The organism is Mesorhizobium sp. L-2-11 (assembly GCF_016756595.1).
Classification (GTDB): Bacteria; Pseudomonadota; Alphaproteobacteria; order Rhizobiales; family Rhizobiaceae; genus Mesorhizobium.
The window spans coordinates 2,979,139-2,996,653 of sequence record NZ_AP023257.1 but is presented as its reverse complement, the minus strand read 5'-3'; the positions used below and the strand labels follow the sequence as shown (position 1 = coordinate 2,996,653).

The following is a 17,515-nucleotide window of genomic DNA, read 5'->3' as shown; positions in this document are numbered from 1 at the left end:
TCCTATCGAAGCTTGAGGGTGGACAGGCCGACCAGCGCCAGGATGACGGCGATGATCCAGAAGCGGATCACCACCTGGCTTTCGGTCCAGCCGAGCTTTTCGAAATGATGGTGAATCGGCGCCATCAGGAACACCCGCTTGCCGGTCATCTTGAAGTAGCCGACCTGGATGATGACCGACAGGATCTCGACAACGAACAAGCCGCCGACGATGACCAGCACGATCTCGTGCTTGGTGGCAACCGCAACCGTGCCGATCAGGCCGCCCAGCGCCAGCGAGCCGGTATCGCCCATGAAGATCGCCGCCGGCGGTGCGTTGAACCACAGGAAGCCGAGGCCGGCGCCGATCACCGCGCCGAGGACCACCGCCAATTCACCGGTGCCGGGCACGAAATGGATCTGCAGATACTCGGCGAACACCGCATTGCCGGACAGGTAGGCGATGACGCCGAAGGACGCCGCCGCGATCATGATCGGCACGATCGCCAGCCCGTCGAGGCCATCGGTCAGGTTCACCGCGTTGCCGGCGCCGACGATGACGAAGCATGAGAACGGGATGAAGAACCAGCCGAGATTGATGAGGAACTCCTTGGCGAAGGGGAAGGTCAGCGACGACGAGAACGGCGCCTGGCCGTTGTGCATGATCACCCAGGCGGCGATGCCGGCGATGACGAATTCAAGCCCCAGCCGCGCCTTGCCGGAAAAACCGAGATGCGATTGCTTCGTCACCTTGAGATAATCGTCGTAGAACCCGATCGATCCGAAACCCAGGGTCACCAGCAGCACCACCCAGACATAGATGCTGGACAGGTTCGCCCACAGCAGCGACGAGCCGATGATGCCGCACAGGATCATCAGCCCGCCCATGGTCGGCGTGCCGGCTTTCTTGAAATGCGTCTGCGGCCCGTCGGCCCGGATCGGCTGGCCCTTGCCCTGCCGCAGCCTCAGTGAATTGATGATGGCCGGGCCGAAGATGAAGACGATCAGCGCCGCGGTGATCAGCGCGCCGCCAGTGCGGAAGGTTATGTAGCGGAAGACGTTGAAGACCGAGATCTGGTCCGCGAATTCGACGAGCAGTGTGAACATGCGATTCGGTCTCCGGACCTGGCTCTAGGTCTGTTTGGCGGTTGCGGCTGCCGCCGGAAATTTGCTGAGCAGTGCGTCGACCAGTTTGGAAAACCCGATGCCTTTCGACGATTTGATCATCACCACGTCGCCCGGCTTCAGCGCCGACAGCAGCACCAGTTTCAGATCCTCTGCGCCGGCGCGATACTCTGTCTCGATCTCATCAGGCAGGATGTCGGCCAGCGCCCGCATTTGCGGGCCGGCGAGAAACACCGTGCGCGTTTCGGTGCCGACGATGAGATCGGCAAGGGCCGCGTGCAGCTTCGCCGAGTGGTCGCCGAGCTCGAGCATGTCGCCGAGCACCGCGATGCGCCTGCCTTCGCCTGATACCGGCGTCGCGTTGAGCAGCGCCATTGCGGCGCTCATCGACGCCGGATTGGCGTTGTAGCTCTCGTCGATCAGCGTGATCGGACCTTTCGGGTGGCGCAGCACATGGCGCTTGCCGCGTCCGCGTTCGGCCGAAAGATCGGCCAGCGCCAGCGCCACCCTGGCGATGTCGGCGCCGACCAGATGCGCGGCGCCCAGCACCGCCAGCACATTCTGCACCATGTGGCGGCCCGGCGCGCCTACCCTGGCGGTGATCTCCTGGCCGCCGATCTTGGCAGCGATGACGGAATGATCGGCATGCAGCGCGCATTTCAGCAGCTTGAAGGTCGCACGAGCGTTCTCGCCAAAGCCGTAGATGTGCTCGACGCCGGCGGCTCTCGCCATCTTGTCCAGAAGCTTCCAGCGCGGGTCGTCGCGATTGAGAAGGGCGGCGCCGTCCGGCTCCAGCCCTTCGAAAATCTCGGCCTTGGCCTTGGCGATCTCGTCCAGATTGCGGAAGAAGCCGAGATGTGCCGCGGCGATCAGCGTGACGATGGCGACATGCGGCCGCACCATCCTGGCCAGCGGCCGAACCTCGTCGGGATGGTTCATGCCGATCTCGAACACGGCATAGTCGCAATCCACAGGCATCCGCGCCAGCGTCAGCGGCACGCCCCAGTGGTTGTTGAAAGACTGCGCCGATGCGTGCACCTTGCCGACCACGGACAGCACATGGCGCAGCGCTTCCTTGGTGCTGGTCTTGCCCGCCGAACCGGTCACCGCGATGATCCTGGCATTCGAGCGCGCGCGGGCGGCCCGCCCCAGCTTTTCCAGCGCGGCCAGCACGTCCTCCACGACGATCATCGGCGCCGTCAGCCGCCCGAGCGACGGCAGCTTGCCCTCGGCGACGACCAGCACGCCGGCGCCGGCCTTGATGGCGGCGGTCGCGAAATCATGGCCGTCCATCGCCTCGCCCTTGATCGCGAAGAAAGCATCGCCCGGCTCAAGACTGCGGCTGTCGATCGAGATGCCGCTGATACCCTCCGGCATCGGACCGAGCGGGCGTCCGCCCATGGCGGCGACGAGATCCTCTGAGGTCCACAGGAAGTTCATGCGGCGTGCTCCTGGAGCGCGGCGCGGACTTCCTCATGGTCGGAAAAATGCAGCGTCTCGGCGCCGACGGTCTGGCCTTCCTCATGCCCCTTGCCGGCCACGATCAGCGTGTCGCCGGCATGGAGCATGGCGACTGCCTGGTGGATCGCCTTGCGCCGATCGCCGATTTCGATGGCGCCAGGTGCAGCGGCAAGAATCGCAGCACGGATCGTTTCGGGCATTTCCGAGCGCGGATTGTCGTCGGTGACGATGACGACATCGGCGAGCCGCGTGGCGATCTCGCCCATGATCGGACGCTTGCCGCGATCGCGGTCGCCGCCGCAGCCGAACACGACGACGACCCGGCCGGTGGTGAACGGCCGCACCGAGGCCAGCACGTTTTCCAGAGCGTCCGGCTTGTGCGCGTAATCGACATAGACCGGCGCACCATGGGATGTCGTCCCAACGAGCTCGAGCCGCCCCGGAGCGCCCCTCAATTTCTCCAACGCCATCAGGGCCTTGGCGGCAGGCGTTCCAGTAGAAATGGCGAGGCCCGCCGAAACCAGGGCATTGGCGATCTGGAAATCGCCGGCCAGCGGCAGGTCGACCTCGTGGAGAACGCCATCGACTTCCACCTCGGCACGCTGACGGTGGCGCTCATGCTCGACCCGCTTCAGTGTCAGGAACTCGCCGTGGCGGCCGACCGTCAGCACATCCAGTCCCGCGGCTCTTGCCGCCTGGATCGTCGGCTCCGACCAGGGATCGTCGGCAAAGATGACGGCCGGTGCGCCCTTCGGCAGCAGCGCGTCGAACAGGCGCAGCTTGGCGCGATGGTAGTGCTCGACCGTCGGATGATAGTCCATGTGATCGCGGCCGAGATTGGTGAACCCGCCGGCTGCGAGCTTCACGCCGTCAAGCCGGCGCTGATCGAGACCATGGCTGGAGGCCTCCATCGATGCGTGGGTGACGCCGGCATCCGCCAGTTCGCGCAGCAGCCTGTGCAGGTCGACCGGGTCGGGGGTGGTCAGCGAGCCATACTCGTTGCGGCGCGGCGCCACCACGCCGGTTGTGCCGATCGAAGCAGCGGCGAAGCCTGACTGCTCCCAGATCTGCCTGGTGAAAGCCGCAACCGATGTCTTGCCGCTGGTGCCGGTCACCGCGACCATGGTTTTCGGCTGCCCGCCGAAGTAGCGGGCTGCACTCAGCGCCAGCGCCAGGCGCGGATCGTCGACGGCGAAAACCGGCACCGGCAGTCCGGCGACGGCGCTGCCCTTGCCGGCCACGATCGCTGCGGCGCCGCGCTTGGCGGCATCGGCGGCATAGGCCGCGCCATCGGTCTTGATGCCAGCGAGCGCGAAGAAGACCACGCCCGGTCCTACCTGGCGGGAATCCGAAGAAATCCCGGTAACCTCCGTATCGAAGGACGCTGTCCCCTCGACAGGCAGGATACCGGCTAGGTCTTTCAGCTTCATCGAACCCCGTTCATAGCAACAAAATAGCGCGCAGTTGCCGGCGCGCCCTCAGAATCACTGATAGGAAACCAGCGTTGCGCCATTTTCATGGCTGAAATCTGGCTTCACGCCAAGCATGGAAGCCGAACGTCGGATAATGTTTGCAGCCATGACGCCAGCATTCGAGGCGGCCGTCGCACCCATGCCGGGTTTTTCCGGCTTCGGTTCGTCGGCGATGGTAAGCACGATGTATTGCGGATCGTCCATCGGGAAGGCCGCGACGAAGGCGTTGAAGTTCTTGTCCTTTGAGTAGCGGCCGTTGACGACCTTCTCGGCCGTTCCCGTCTTGCCGCCGACGCGATAACCTGGAACCCTGGCGTTCCTGCCTGAGCCTTTCTCGGCATTGAGTGCGTAGAGATAGCGCATGTTCTCGGAGGTCTTGTCGCTGACGACTTTCTTGGCCACCGACATCGCCTGTTCCTGCGCCCGTCTCAGGAATGTCGGCTGGATCAAATAGCCGCCGTTCACCAGCGCAGCACAGCCGACCGCCGTCTGCAGCGGCGTCGTCGACACACCGTGACCAAAGGCGATGGTGATCGAATGGACCTGTTTCCAGACCTTGGGCTCGGTCGGGCGGGCGACCTCGGGCAGTTCCGTCTGCATTCTCTCAAGGATGCCCAGGCGATGCAGGAATTCGCGGTGCCCCTCGATGCCGACCGCTTCGGCTTCCTTGGCCGAGCCGATGTTGGACGAATAGATGAACACTTCGGGCACCGACAGCACCCGGGACTTGCCATGAAAATCATGGATGGTCTGGCGGCCGATCCTGATCGGGCGCGTAGCGTCGAAACGGCTTTCCAGCGTCACTTTGCCGGAATCGAGCGCCATGGCGGTGGTAAAGCTCTTCAAGGTCGAGCCCATCTCGTAGAGGCCGGCCGACATGCGATTCAAGCGGTCCTTGTCGTGCGCATTATAGGGGTTGTTCGGGTCAAAATCCGGAACCGAGGCCATCGCCACCACTTCGCCGGTCTTGACATTGAGAACGACGGCGCCCGCCGCGATCGCGCGGTATTTTTCCATGCCGGTGGCGACCTCGTCACGCACGATATGCTGGACGCGCAGGTCGATCGAGAGCTGCACCGGCTTCAGATCCTTGGCCACCGCCAGGCCGGACGCCTGCAGATCGCTCAGCCCCTGTTCATCGATGTATTTCTCCATGCCGGAGATGCCCTGATTGTCGATGTTGGTGAGGCCGACGATGTAGGACGAGGTTTCGCCGGCCGGATAGAAGCGACGCTTTTCGGTACGGAAACCGATGCCGGGAATGCCGAGCTGCAGAATGTCCGATTGTTGCTTGGGCGTCAGTTGCCGCTGCAGCCAGACGAAGCCGGCGCCGCTCTTCAGCTTGTGATAGGTCTGCTCGTAGTCGATTTCGGGAAGCACCGTCGCCAGTTTTTCGATCGCCTCGTCGGCGTCGACAATGCGGCGCGGTTCGGCAAACAGCGACGCCGTCTTGATGTCGGTCGCCAGAACTTCGCCATTGCGGTCGACGATGTCGGGCCGCGATGCCGTCACCCGGCTCTGCGGACCGCCGGACAGGTCGGGGTTCTGGAAACCGAGATAGACCAGCCGCCCGGTGATGGTCAGATAGATGCCGAAAAACACCGCCATCGTCATCACGACACGGGTCCTGCCCTTGCCGCCGGTCGCCTTGCGGGCGCCTTCGACCACAATCGATCCGTCGTCGCCGGACTTGGCGCGGCGCGTCAGCAGACTGGCGATTACTGGAAGTCTGGCGATCATTGGACGATGCCTCCGGTGACCACTGGGTCCTTGCCGGAATTGTCGGCCATGCCGCCCAGCCGCTCGGACGAAAGGTCCTCGATGGTGAGGGGTTTTGCCGGCAGATCGTCCAGTCCGATGATCTGGCGGGCGCTGACCGGCTCGAGCCCGAGTTGCGATTTATAGATCTCGGCCAGCTTTTGCAGACGCGACGGCTGGGTAAGCAGGCTCCAGTCCGCCTTCAGAAGATCGATCGTGTCCTCCTCGTAACGGATTTGCGCCTGGATCTTGTGCACCGCCGCCAATTGTTCCTCGGCCTCGCGCTTGGTCTTGAAGGTCAAGGCCGCGGCCGAAACCATGACGGCGATAAGGACTATGTCGCTGGTACGAAACACGTGCTCACCTCTCTCCCGGCCGCTCGACGCCGGGATGTTTTGGGCCGGGAAGTTTTGGGTCAGGAAGTTTTGGAAGCCCGAAAATCGAAAAATCGCCGGCGCGCGGCGGCGCGTCGGTGCGGATCGCAGCGCGCAGCCTTGCCGAGCGCGCCCGCGGATTGGCCGATATCTCGGCCTCACCGGGCGTCACGCCGCTGCCGATCTTTTTGAAGGTGGCGCTGCGCGCCTGCGCCTCGGGCAGGTGCCGCGATCCGGTCGCCGCATCGGCGCGATCGGCAATGAAGCGCTTGACGATGCGGTCTTCCAGGGAGTGGAACGTCACCACGGCCAGCCGCCCGCCCGGTTTCAGCACGCGTTCAGCCGCAAACAGCGCTTTGGCCAGTTCGCCGAGTTCGTCATTGACGAAAATGCGCAGCGCCTGGAAGACGCGGGTCGCCGGATGGATCTTGTCCTTCGGCGCACGGCCGATATGCGTCTCAATGGCGTCTGCAAGGTCGAGCGTGCGCTCGAACGGATGTTTTTGGCGACGGCTTTCAATCATGCGGGCGATGCGGCCGGCATGGCGCTCTTCGCCAAGAAACCCGAAGATGCGGGCAAGATCGCCCACCTTGAAAGAGTTGACGACATCGGCGGCACTGAGGCCAGCCTGCGCCATGCGCATATCGAGCGGTCCGTCGGCACGGAACGAAAAACCGCGCTCGGCCTGATCGATCTGCATGGAGGAGATGCCGATGTCGAGCACGACGCCGTCAGCGCTTTCGACATGCTCGTCCAATGTCGAGAACGGCGCCTGGACGAGCCGGAGCCTGCCGCCCGATTGTTGCTCGATAGCACGACCGGCAGCAATCGCATCCGGATCGCGGTCGATCGCGACAACCGAGGCGCCGCTCGCCAGAATGGCTTGGGTGTAGCCGCCGGCGCCGAATGTGCCGTCGACGACCACCTCGCCCGTTTTGGGCGAAAGCGCCTCCATCACTTCGGCAAGGAGGACCGGAATGTGACGGGCCGGTCCGCCAACGGCGTGAGGGTCATCGCCGTAGCCCGCCATCATTCCGGCCGCTCCCCAGGCTTCGTCCCCTGCCGAAGCTGCAAAAGCCGGGCGCGTGCTTCCGCCCCATAGGCGGTGAGCCGTCCAGGTTCCCAGATCTGAAAGAAATTGCCGCGGCCGACAAAAGCCACTTCCGCGGAAATGCCGGTGTGCTCGCGGATGAAATCGGTCATCGAGATCCGGCCGTCCTGATCGAGCTTGAGAAAGGTTCCATCGCCATGGCAGAAGAACGACATGTCGTCCGAGGTCTGCAGGAAGGGGTCTTCCTGCGCGATGCGCTGCTCGTAACGGTCGAGCAGGTCGAGCCCGCCGACATCCATCGCCGGACGGTCCAGGCAGCGCAGCGCATAGAGCTCCGAATAACCGCGCTTCTGCACGACCGCACGGAAATGCGCTGGAACGGACACCCGCCCCTTCGCATCGATCCTGTTCACTGCGCTTGACAGAAACCGGTCCATTACGCGTTACGGCCGCTTGCGCCGCCGCACCCCTCTGCATCGCCCCGCCCGCGCCGCCGCAGCGCGGTCCCTGCCCAAAACTCACTTCGTTCCAAAAGGCGAAAACAGGCAAACGCGCAGCCGCCGCGGCTGCCCGATTGGCGTACGCTTCACCCTGACGCGGAACGAAGGCTTGAATATTTGGATGGGATATCATGGGGCACTATGGGCGTCAACGGGAATAGGCTTCACAAACGCGCGCCACAACCGATGAGGGCAGCTTTGACGGCACTCCCGTGTTTATGCTCCATTAAGCCTAACGAAGCGTTTAGAGCGGTTTTCCGACGCGGTTCGGCGCTTGCCTGCCGGTGTCACCCGGCATAGCGTCTGCGCATCCTTCTCCTCAAAGTCAGGGTTCGAAAACGATGTCCGAAACAGCGAAGTCGCGCGCCGCCACCCTCGCCCATTTGCGTGGCGTCAAGCTCGCCAAGGGCGATCCGGTCTCGCTGCCGCTGACCATGACGACAACTTTCCATCTGCCCGGCAACCCGGCCGGCGTCAGCCAGTACGGGCGCTACGACAATCCGACATGGGAGGCGGTGGAGGACATGCTCGGCCACCTCGAGGACGCGCCGTCCGTAGCATTCCCGTCGGGCATGGCTGCGATCGCGGCGGTCTTCTTCGCGCTGCTCAAGGCAGGCGATCGCATCCTGTTGCCGTCCGATGGCTACTACACGCCGCGCCTGCTTGCCGAGCGCTTCCTCAAACCTTTCGACCTCCCGTTCGACACACGACCGACCAAGTCGTTTCTGGACGGCGGTTTTGCCGGCTACCGGCTGGTATTCGTCGAGACCCCATCCAATCCCGGGCTGGACATTTGCGACCTGGCTGGCGTGGCGCGGCTTGCGCACGAGGCCGGCGCGCTGGTCGTCGCCGACAACACCACGATGACGCCTTACGGTCAGCGCCCGCTCGACCTCGGCGCCGATATCGTCGTTGCTGCTGACACAAAGGCGCCCAATGGCCATTCCGACGCGCTGTTCGGCCATGTCGCCAGCCGTGACGCCGGGATCATCACCGCCATCCGCGAGTGGCGCAAACTGTCGGGCTCCATCCCCGGACCATTCGAAGCCTGGCTGGTCCATCGAGGCCTCGAGACGCTGGAAGTCCGCTTCGAGCGCATGTGCAAATCGGCCGAACTGATCGCCCGACGCCTGACAAATCATCGGGCCGTGAAATCCGTCCGCTTTCCTGGACTGGAGGATGACCCATCGCACAATCTGGCGACCACCCAGATGGAACGTTTCGGCTTCCTTGTCGGCCTCGACCTGGGGAGTGAAGCCAGGGCCGAAGCGTTCATCGGCGCCTGCGCCCTGATCCAGCCGGCGACCTCCTTCGGCGGCGTCCACTCTTCGGCCGAGCGGCGCGCCCGCTGGGGCGATGCGGTGCCGCCCGGCTTTGTTCGCCTGTCGGTCGGCTGCGAGCCGGTGGAAGCGCTTTGGCAGGCGATCGAGGCGTCGCTGGACGGCATCGGCGGTTGAGCGGGTCGATCACGAGGCCAGATCGTCGGCTCGATATTGCGCCGGCCATGCAGCACCCGCAGGATTTCGACGGCATCCTCGCTGACACGGTACAAGGTCAGATATTCGCCGACCACCAGATGGCGGATGCCGGGCGCAATGTCTTCGCGCGGCGCGCCCGAGAAAGGATAAGTCGTCAGTTGCTGCCAGCGCGCTTCGATCCGGTCGAGCAGCCGATCCGCTGCAGCCTCGTCGCCTCGCGCAATATGCAGCCAGATCGCGATCAAATCCTCTTCTGCATTTGCAGTTCGGATGATTGGCAGCAAATTCATGCCGCGTTATCGGATTTCAATCGGCTACGCGCTTCGGCCTTGATTTCATCGATCGACGCAAATCGTCCCGGTCCGCTGTCGATCCCCTCCTGCACCAGCTTGCGCAGTTCCTCGACCGTGTAGCCGTGCAGGTCGCGCCGCTCCTTCCATTGCCTGAGCGCGTCGCGGATCACCTCACTGGCCGAAGCATATTCGCCGGCTGCGACCACATCGTCGACCGCCGCCGCCAATTCCGGCGAAAGCGTGATGCTGCGTTTGTCGACCTGACCCATGGTGCGCTCCTGATACCGCCCGCGCCCAGGAAGGTACGATTTAATCGCACCAATTTCAAGAAACGCTTGCTTCACGTACAGCCAGTGAAGCTGATTCAGTCAATGAAGCGCCTGAACCAGCAAGCGCGCCCGAAGACGCAACCTGCTGATATCAGGGAATTTCATTGTGGAAATCTGGACGAAAATTGCCAGCTGGCCTGTAAGCCGGGTTCTGTATGGCCCTCGCCCCTTGCGGCGCGAGAACGTGGCGGCCATTCATCTTGGACGCATGTTGCCATGCGTCTCATGCAACCTACCCGGGCGGTGAGCCGGAAACAGCCCTCGAGGGTTTCCCCTCGCACCGCCCCTATTCGGTCTTGCTCCCGGTGGGGTTTACCGTGCCGCTCCTGTTGCCAGTCGCGCGGTGGGCTCTTACCCCACCCTTTCACCCTTACCACGACGGATCGTGGCGGTTTGCTTTCTGTGGCACTTTCCCTAGGGTCGCCCCCGCCGGCCATTAACCGGCACCGTGTCTCCATGGAGCCCGGACTTTCCTCACCCGCAGCCTTTCGGCTTCGCGGGTGCGGCCGCCCGGCCAGCTGGCAAGGCGTATAAAGGGATTCACATTCGAAAACGCAAACAAAAAAGCAGGTCCCGGTCTATTACGCCGGCGCTCCAAGCGCGGCCAACTGCACTTTGACCTTGCCGCAATAGGCCGCGGAGATCGGGTTCATCCGCTTGGCGCCATGGCCGGCATTGTACTTCAGGATCGTGCCGCAAGTCGTGCCGCCGCCGAGGTTCTGCGCCATGGCGAGATATTTCATGCCGTATTTGATGTTGGTCTCAGGATCGTGGAGACCCTTGATCGAGCCGCTGTAACCCATCATCCGCGCCGTCGACGGCTTGATCTGCATCAGGCCGATCTCGCCGGCGCGGCCGACCTGGTTCGGCTGAAACCTGCTCTCGATCATGATGACGGCCTTGGCGAGCGAGACCGGCACACCATTGCTGGCCGCATGACGCTCAATGATCGTCGAATACTGGTCGCTACCGCCAGCGGCCGCCGGCTTCGGCGCCGCCGCCCGGCTTTTCCTGCCTATCGACGCCGTCGTCGCCTGGTCGATGCGGGTCCTGTTGCGCTTCACATGTCGCCTGGAGACTGCCTTCTTTGCAACGACTGGCTTCTTTGCAGAGACTGCTTTCTTTGCAAGGACTGGCTTCTTTGCCGAGATTGGCCTTTTCACATTTACCTTCTCCGCCTTTGCGGGTGCTGGCTTTTTCGCCTTCACCGCAGCAGCCTTTTTCGCCTTTGCGGGGGCCGTCCTTTTTTCCCCGGCATCTTGGCCGGCTTTCGGCGTGGCAGTCTTGTCGGACGCGGTAATAAAACCCTGGTCAGCTCGCTGGCTCAAAGGCGCGCCATTGGCCGCACCGATGGCAACAGTCATTACGCCGGCAGCAATAGCTGCCGTTAAAAAGGTCAATTTCTGCATGGGATCCTGTTCTGTTGAACCGCGCGAAGAACTTCACGCAGCTACGCCAATCAACATCGGAACATTTGGGAGGCTGTATGTCCGACAACTTGCACGGATCGCCTTTGACGGCCGATTTGGCGGCAAAAAAGGCGGGGCAAGTCACTTTAAGTGACAGGCTGTAACCTACAGCCAGGAAAAGACTACTTGGACGGAATGGCCCTCACGGAGCCAAGCAGCCGTTCCAGCGTGCGAATTGTCGATCCGTCGGCCACGCCATCCACTTTGCGTTGCCGGAAATGCCTCTGGAAAGCCTCGACCACGATTTCGGTTTGCCGATCGAATGCGCCCGATATCTCCACGCCATAACCGTAGAGCGCCAGCATCGACTGCAACGCCTCGACCTCGGCAGACGCGTCGCCGGCCTTCAGCGCCGCGCCGCGCCTGAGGGGTGCTGCTTCGACGAAATGGCCGACGCCGGCCTCGAACAGGGCCCTCCAGGGGAATCTCTCGCCCGGATCGATCTTGCGTCCCGGCGCCACGTCGGAATGGGCGAGCACCCGTTGAGCTGGGATGGAATGGCGCTGAACAATCCCCTTGCACAGGCCGATCACGGCATCGATCTGTCGTTTCGGAAAATTCCGATAGCCCAGCGAATGTCCCGGATTGACGATCTCGATGCCGACCGAACAGGAGTTGATGTCGCTGCGTCCGAACCAGGAACTCTTGCCGGCATGCCAGGCACGGTCGCTTTCCCTGACCATCTGGACGATGCGGCCGTCCTCATGGACGAGGTAGTGCGACGAAACCTCGCTGGCTGGATCGCACAGCCAGGCTTCGGCGCCGGCGCCGGTCTCCATGCCGGTGTAGTGCAGCACGATCATGTCGACCGTCTCGCGTCGTGGACCGAAATTCGGCGATACCCTTACCTCGGCGCTCGGCTCGTCGGGCAGGAAGCCGCTCATGCGTGCCGCAGGCCCCGTTCGATCATCTCATAGGCCGCGTTGATCGCCGCGATCCTGCTGGTTGCGATCTTGATGAATTCCTGCGGCAGGCCGCGTGCGATCAGCCGGTCGGGATGGTTGTCCGAAACCAGCTTGCGGTAACGCTTCCTGACCTCCTCGAAGGTTTTTCCCCGCTCGATGCCAAGCACGACATAGGGATCGGCCGCACCCAGATCGACGTGCCGGGCCAGAATGCTCTGGTAGTGCGCCTCCTCGATCCGGAAGATCTCGGCGATGCGATGCAGGAACTGGCCTTCGCGCTCGTGGACCAGCCCGTCGGCCTTGGCGATATGGAACAGCCCGTCGAGAATATCCTCCAGCATCTTGCAGTTCGGATGACCTGAGCCGCAAAGCTGCGCCATGCGCGCGGCATAGGTCTCAAAGCCGGCAATGTCGCGCTTGGCCAAATCGTAGAGCCGCGCCACATTGCGCGTCTGCTCCTTCGGCACTTCGAATATCTGCTGGAAGGCGCGCACCTCGTCCTGAGTGACGATGCCGTCGGCCTTGGCCATCTTGGCCGACAGCGCGATCATCGCCACCGAGAAGGCGACGCGCCGGCGCAGGTCGGGGTCGCCGGAGAAAACCGTGCGCACAGCCTCGACCACGTCGGCGACGCCGGACGAGGTTGAGGACGAAACGCGGGTGATGAAGTCGCCGAGGCGATCCCAAATCGACATGGGCACCTATTAGGGCTAACTGGCCACTGCTATCAACCCCACAGCTATCGGGCGAAGACAATGCCGCAGGGCCGGCCCAGCCGATGTCGCGGCCACTGAGCAGCTGGCACAACCGTCGATCATGGAAATCAGCAGGCAGCGACGGCCCTGGCGCGCGAAACTGCAAGCCTTCGTCACCTCGCCATTTCGGCCCCTTCTGCTGGACCAAAAAGTGACAGGCGAAACCGAGCTTGCGGCGGCGGCCGCAAGAAGACTGTCCTGACGTCAGAAGGCCGACACAATGCCGGCCTTCTGTTCATCACATAAAATTACTGCGCTGGCGCAGGCTGTGCCGGAGCCGGCTCGGCCGGCTTCGTCGCGTCAGGAGCCGGCTGCATCGGCTGTTCGTTCGCCGGCGGATTGGTGCTCTGCGTGGTGGTGGCGTCCCCGCCCGTGCCGCTGTCGCTGCAAGCCGCAACGCCAAGCAGGGCAAGCGCCGAAACCGACGCAAGAATGAGTTTCTTCATGACATCTCTCCTCTAATCACGCCCCCGCTACCGGTGACGATCGATGACAGAATGCACCAAATGCCCCATGGGTTTCATAACGTTGCGTTTCCGTATGTAACATCATCTGCTTTTGCGTTGCCGGCCAAGCCATGGCGAATTAACACCAAGCCATGGCGAATTAGCACATTTGAATCAATAAAATGCCTGGGAGAGCTGCCGTGACCGCCAAATGGGATTTCTGGATCGACCGCGGCGGCACCTTCACCGATGTCATCGGCCGGGACCCGCAAGGCGGGCTGCACCCGCGCAAGCTGCTATCGGAAAATCCCGAAGCCTATGCCGACGCCGCCATCCAGGGGATTCGCGATCTGCTCGGACTAAAATCTGGCGCGCCGATCCCATCCGGCCTGATCGGCGACGTCAAGATGGGCACCACCGTTGCCACCAACGCGCTTCTGGAGCGCAAGGGCGACCGTGTGCTGCTGCTCATCACCAGGGGATTTCGCGACGCGCTGAGGATCGCCTATCAGGCGCGGCCCGATATTTTCGCCAAGCAGATCATCCTTCCCGAACAGCTCAACGAGCGTATCGTCGAGGTCGACGAGCGCGTGCGCGCCGACGGCAGCGTCGAAAGGCTGCTCGACATCGCGGCGATGCGCCCGGCCATCGAACAGGCCAGGGCCGACGGCATCGACGCGGTGGCGATCGTGTTCATGCATGCGTGGAAGTATCCCGACCACGAAAAGGCGGTTGCAAAAGTCTGCAGGAAACTGGGGTTTTCGCAGATCTCGGTCAGTCATGAGGTCTCGCCGCTCATCAAGTTGGTCGGCCGCGGCGACACCACCGTGGTCGACGCTTATTTGTCGCCGATTCTGTCGCGCTATGTGCACAGGGTGGCGCAAGAGCTGGGCGTCCTCTCCCCCCTCGAGGGGGAGATGTCGGCGAAGCCGACAGAGGGGGTCATCTCAGAAGGCACCGCCAGTGCGTCGAACCCAGTCGAGCCGACCCCACCCGGCGGCTTCGCCGCCACCCTCCCCTCAAGGCGGAGGGAATCCCCCCGCCTCATGTTCATGATGTCGTCCGGCGGCCTTACCGCCGCCGATATGTTCCAGGGCAAGGACGCGTTGCTGTCCGGTCCGGCCGGCGGCGTCGTCGGCATGGTCGAGACAGCAAAGCTCGCCGGTTTCGACAAGGTCATCGGCTTCGACATGGGAGGCACCTCGACCGACGTCGCCCATTATGACGGCGACTATGAGCGCGCCTTCGACACCGAGGTTGCCGGCGTGCGCATCCGCGCGCCGATGATGCGCATTCACACCGTCGCCGCCGGCGGCGGCTCGATCCTGCATTACGAGGCCGGCCGTTTTCGCGCCGGGCCGGATTCGGCCGGCGCTAATCCCGGCCCGGCCGCCTACCGGCGCCGCGGCCCGCTGGCCGTCACCGACGCCAATGTCATGCTGGGCAAGCTGCAGCCCGACTTCTTCCCGGCCATTTTTGGACCCGGCCAGGACGAGCCGCTCGACGTGCAAACCGTGCGCGAGAGATTCGCAGCGCTCGCCGCCGAAATCGGCGACGGCCGCACGCCGGAGGCTGTGGCCGAAGGGTTCGTCACCATCGCCGTCGAAAACATGGCCAACGCCATCAAGAAGATTTCCGTGCAGCGCGGCTACGACGTCACCGAGTATCTCCTGAATTGTTTTGGCGGCGCTGGCGGCCAGCACGCCTGCCTCGTTGCCGACGCACTTGGCATGGAGGCAGTGCTGATCCATCCCTTCTCCGGCCTGCTGTCGGCCTACGGCCTTGGATTGTCCTCGATTTTTTCGTCGCGCCAGAAGGCGCTGCTGAAACCGCTGGCGGAAGTGTCCAGGCCGGCAATCGACGAGCTCATCGCGACGTTGCGCAAAGCCGTCATCGACGAGCTTGCCGCGCAAGGCATTGCCGAGGACGCCGTCGCCTCCAAACCGGTGCTGCAGGTCCGCTACGACGGCACCGACACCGCGCTGCCGGTGAATTTCGAGCGCGGCTCGATCGCACGCGCCAAGGCGGATTTCGAAGCCGCCCACAAGGCGCAGTTCGGCTTCGTCTATGACGGCAAGCCGATGATCGTGGAATCGGTCGGCGTCGAAGGCATCGACACCGGCGGCGCCGGCCGCGAGGAATGTGATTCAATCCCTGAGGACATCACCGCAAGCCCTTCGCAGAGTCGAAAAGTCTTCATCGACGGCACCTGGCGAGACGCCGGCATTTTCCACCGCGAGGCGCTCGAACCGGGGCACAAGCTTGCCGGCCCTGCCCTGGTCATCGAACCGAACCAGACCATCGTCGTCGAGCCGGGCTGGCAGGCCGAAATCACCGCCAAGAACCACGTGCTCCTGCGGCGCATCGAGAAAAAGCGCCGCCAGGCGGCGCTCGGCACCGAGGCCGATCCGGTCATGCTGGAGGTGTTCAACAACCTGTTCATGTCGATCGCCGAACAGATGGGCGTGACGCTGCAAAACACCGCCTATTCGGTCAACATCAAGGAACGGCTGGATTTCTCCTGTGCCGTCTTCGACCGCAATGGCGCGCTGGTCGCCAACGCGCCGCATATGCCGGTGCATCTCGGCTCCATGGACCGTTCCGTGGAAACCATCATCCGGCTCAATTCCGGCGACATTCACCCCGGCGACGTCTTCGCACTGAATGCGCCTTATAATGGTGGCACGCATCTGCCTGACATCACCGTGGTGACGCCGGTTTTTGAGGAAGAGCGCCCAATCTCCCCCCCTGTGGGGGAGATGTCGGCGAAGCCGACAGAGGGGGGCGCTGTCCCGCCAACGCCTCCAATTGGCGAGGCGGCATATCGCGAAGCTGAGCGCTCGACGTTGCCCCCCTCTGCCCTGCCGGGCATCTCCCCCACAAGGGGGGAGATCGGCCAATCGCCAAAGATCCTCTTCTACGTCGCTTCGCGTGGCCATCATGCCGATATCGGCGGCACTGCGCCCGGCTCGATGACGCCGCTCGCCACCACCGTCGATGAGGAAGGCGTGCTGTTCGACAATTTCCGCATCGTCGATCGCGGCCGGTTCCGCGAGAAGGAGCTGGAGACGCTGCTCACCGACCACCCCTACCCGGCACGCAATCCGCACCAGAACATCGCCGACCTCAAGGCGCAGATTGCCGCCAATGAAAAGGGCGTTGCCGAGCTGCGCGAGATGGTCGCGCATTTCGGCCTTGACGTGGTCGAGGCCTATATGGGCCATGTCCAGGACAATGCCGCCGAAAGCGTGCGCCGCGTGCTGGAGCGGTTGCCCGACAGCTCCGCATACGAGTATCCGACCGACACCGGCCAAATCATCAAGGTGAAGATATCGGTCGACCGGCAAAAGCGTGAGGCGACCGTCGACTTCACCGGCACATCGCCGGTCATGAAGAACAATTTTAACGCCCCCGAGCCGGTCGCCCGCGCAGCCGTGCTCTATGCCTTCCGCGTCATGGTCGAGGACATGATCCCGATGAATGCCGGCTGTCTGAGACCAATCAACATTATCATTCCCGAGGGTTGCATGCTGAAGCCGACCTACCCGGCCGCGGTCGTCGCCGGCAATGTCGAAACCTCGCAGCATGTCACCAATGCGCTGTTCGGCGCCATGGGCGCCATGGCCAATGCGCAAGGCACGATGAACAACCTCACCTTCGGCAACAAAAAGTACCAGTATTACGAGACGATCTGCTCCGGCTCGCCGGCAGGCCGGATGAACAACGGTCGCGGCTTTGCAGGCACCTCCGGCGTCCACACCCACATGACCAATTCGCGCCTGACCGACCCGGAAGTGCTGGAACTGCGTTTCCCCGTCCTGCTCGAGGATTTCCACATCCGCGAAGGCTCCGGCGGCAAGGGCAAATGGAATGCCGGCGACGGCACCGAGCGCACCATCCGTTTCCTCGAAAAGATGGAATGCGCGATCCTGTCCTCACATCGCAACCGCCCGCCACAAGGCCTGGACGGCGGCGGCGATGGCGAGGTCGGCTCGACCAAGATCCGTCGCAAGGATGGCCGCATCGAAGTCCTGAAGGCTTGCGACCAGACGCTGCTCGAGGCCGGCGAAGCCGTCATCGTCACGACGCCGACGCCGGGCGGATTCGGCAAGTCCTGAACT

At 63.3% G+C, this 17,515-nt stretch carries 14 protein-coding genes, 1 other RNA gene and 1 pseudogene; 2 read left to right on the top strand and 14 right to left on the bottom strand.

All coding sequences use genetic code 11. From position 1 onward, the window contains the following. Positions 1–2: 2 nt before the first annotated feature. Genes mraY through mraZ form a run of 7 tightly spaced genes read right to left on the bottom strand, consistent with a single transcriptional unit; the run spans position 3 to position 7,656 of the window. Positions 3–1,085: a phospho-N-acetylmuramoyl-pentapeptide-transferase gene (gene mraY / locus JG739_RS14335; RefSeq protein ID WP_202367009.1), complete on the bottom strand. Its 1,083-nt coding sequence runs from the start codon at positions 1,083–1,085 to the stop codon at positions 3–5. Between the two features lie 24 nt (positions 1,086–1,109). Beyond that, positions 1,110–2,543 carry a UDP-N-acetylmuramoylalanyl-D-glutamyl-2,6-diaminopimelate--D-alanyl-D-alanine ligase gene (locus JG739_RS14330; RefSeq protein WP_202367008.1) on the bottom strand — a complete coding sequence of 478 codons (1,434 nt, stop codon included), beginning with the start codon at positions 2,541–2,543 and terminating at the stop codon, positions 1,110–1,112. After that, complete coding sequence (locus JG739_RS14325; protein ID WP_202367007.1) at positions 2,540–3,994, bottom strand: UDP-N-acetylmuramoyl-L-alanyl-D-glutamate--2,6-diaminopimelate ligase; 1,455 nt, start codon at positions 3,992–3,994, stop codon at positions 2,540–2,542. Before JG739_RS14325 ends, JG739_RS14330 begins: the two co-directional genes overlap by 4 nt. 54 nt (positions 3,995–4,048) lie before the next feature. Continuing rightward, entirely contained in the window at positions 4,049–5,776 is a 1,728-nt protein-coding gene (locus JG739_RS14320; protein WP_202367006.1) for a peptidoglycan D,D-transpeptidase FtsI family protein, read from the bottom strand. Continuing rightward, the gene (gene ftsL, locus JG739_RS14315; protein ID WP_202367005.1) at positions 5,773–6,150 is read right to left on the bottom strand and encodes a cell division protein FtsL; all 378 of its coding nucleotides are present in this window, start codon (positions 6,148–6,150) and stop codon (positions 5,773–5,775) included. Before ftsL ends, JG739_RS14320 begins: the two co-directional genes overlap by 4 nt. Positions 6,151–6,154: 4 nt before the next feature. Then, on the bottom strand, positions 6,155–7,201 hold the full coding sequence (rsmH, locus tag JG739_RS14310) for a 16S rRNA (cytosine(1402)-N(4))-methyltransferase RsmH (protein WP_202367004.1): 1,047 nt from the start codon (positions 7,199–7,201) through the stop codon (positions 6,155–6,157). Beyond that, complete coding sequence (gene mraZ / locus JG739_RS14305) at positions 7,198–7,656, bottom strand: division/cell wall cluster transcriptional repressor MraZ (RefSeq protein WP_023798730.1); 459 nt, start codon at positions 7,654–7,656, stop codon at positions 7,198–7,200. The genes rsmH and mraZ overlap by 4 nt, the downstream gene beginning before the upstream one ends. A 404-nt stretch (positions 7,657–8,060) precedes the next feature. On the opposite strand from mraZ, the gene JG739_RS14300 reads away from it, so the two are divergent. Next, positions 8,061–9,176: a cystathionine gamma-lyase gene (locus JG739_RS14300; protein ID WP_202367003.1), complete on the top strand. Its 1,116-nt coding sequence runs from the start codon at positions 8,061–8,063 to the stop codon at positions 9,174–9,176. Positions 9,177–9,271: 95 nt separating this feature from the next. Here the strand turns inward: JG739_RS14300 and JG739_RS14295 are convergent. The 7 genes and pseudogenes from JG739_RS14295 to JG739_RS14265 form a co-directional block, all read right to left on the bottom strand. Further along, positions 9,272–9,487: pseudogene (locus tag JG739_RS14295) on the bottom strand (type II toxin-antitoxin system RelE/ParE family toxin); the annotation flags it as partial. Then, the gene (locus tag JG739_RS14290; RefSeq protein WP_202367466.1) at positions 9,484–9,759 is read right to left on the bottom strand and encodes a type II toxin-antitoxin system ParD family antitoxin; all 276 of its coding nucleotides are present in this window, start codon (positions 9,757–9,759) and stop codon (positions 9,484–9,486) included. The gene JG739_RS14290 and the pseudogene JG739_RS14295, both read right to left, overlap by 4 nt. 184 nt (positions 9,760–9,943) lie before the next feature. Next, positions 9,944–10,341: RNase P RNA component class A (gene rnpB, locus JG739_RS14285), an RNA gene on the bottom strand. Between the two features lie 59 nt (positions 10,342–10,400). After that, complete coding sequence (locus JG739_RS14280) at positions 10,401–11,228, bottom strand: lytic transglycosylase domain-containing protein (protein WP_202367002.1); 828 nt, start codon at positions 11,226–11,228, stop codon at positions 10,401–10,403. A 182-nt stretch (positions 11,229–11,410) separates the two neighbouring features. Further along, positions 11,411–12,172 (bottom strand): N-acetylmuramoyl-L-alanine amidase, encoded by a 762-nt coding sequence (locus JG739_RS14275; RefSeq protein WP_202367001.1) that lies wholly within the window; start codon positions 12,170–12,172, stop codon positions 11,411–11,413. Continuing rightward, entirely contained in the window at positions 12,169–12,888 is a 720-nt protein-coding gene (locus JG739_RS14270; RefSeq protein ID WP_202367000.1) for a J domain-containing protein, read from the bottom strand. The genes JG739_RS14275 and JG739_RS14270 overlap by 4 nt, the downstream gene beginning before the upstream one ends. A 308-nt stretch (positions 12,889–13,196) precedes the next feature. Continuing rightward, positions 13,197–13,394, bottom strand: coding sequence for a hypothetical protein (locus JG739_RS14265; RefSeq protein ID WP_202366999.1), 198 nt, complete (start codon positions 13,392–13,394; stop codon positions 13,197–13,199). Positions 13,395–13,594: 200 nt separating this feature from the next. Between JG739_RS14265 and JG739_RS14260 the strand changes: the two genes are divergently transcribed. Next, positions 13,595–17,512, top strand: a complete 3,918-nt coding sequence (locus JG739_RS14260) for a hydantoinase B/oxoprolinase family protein (RefSeq protein ID WP_202366998.1) — start codon at positions 13,595–13,597, stop codon at positions 17,510–17,512. The last annotated feature ends 3 nt before the right edge of the window (positions 17,513–17,515 follow it).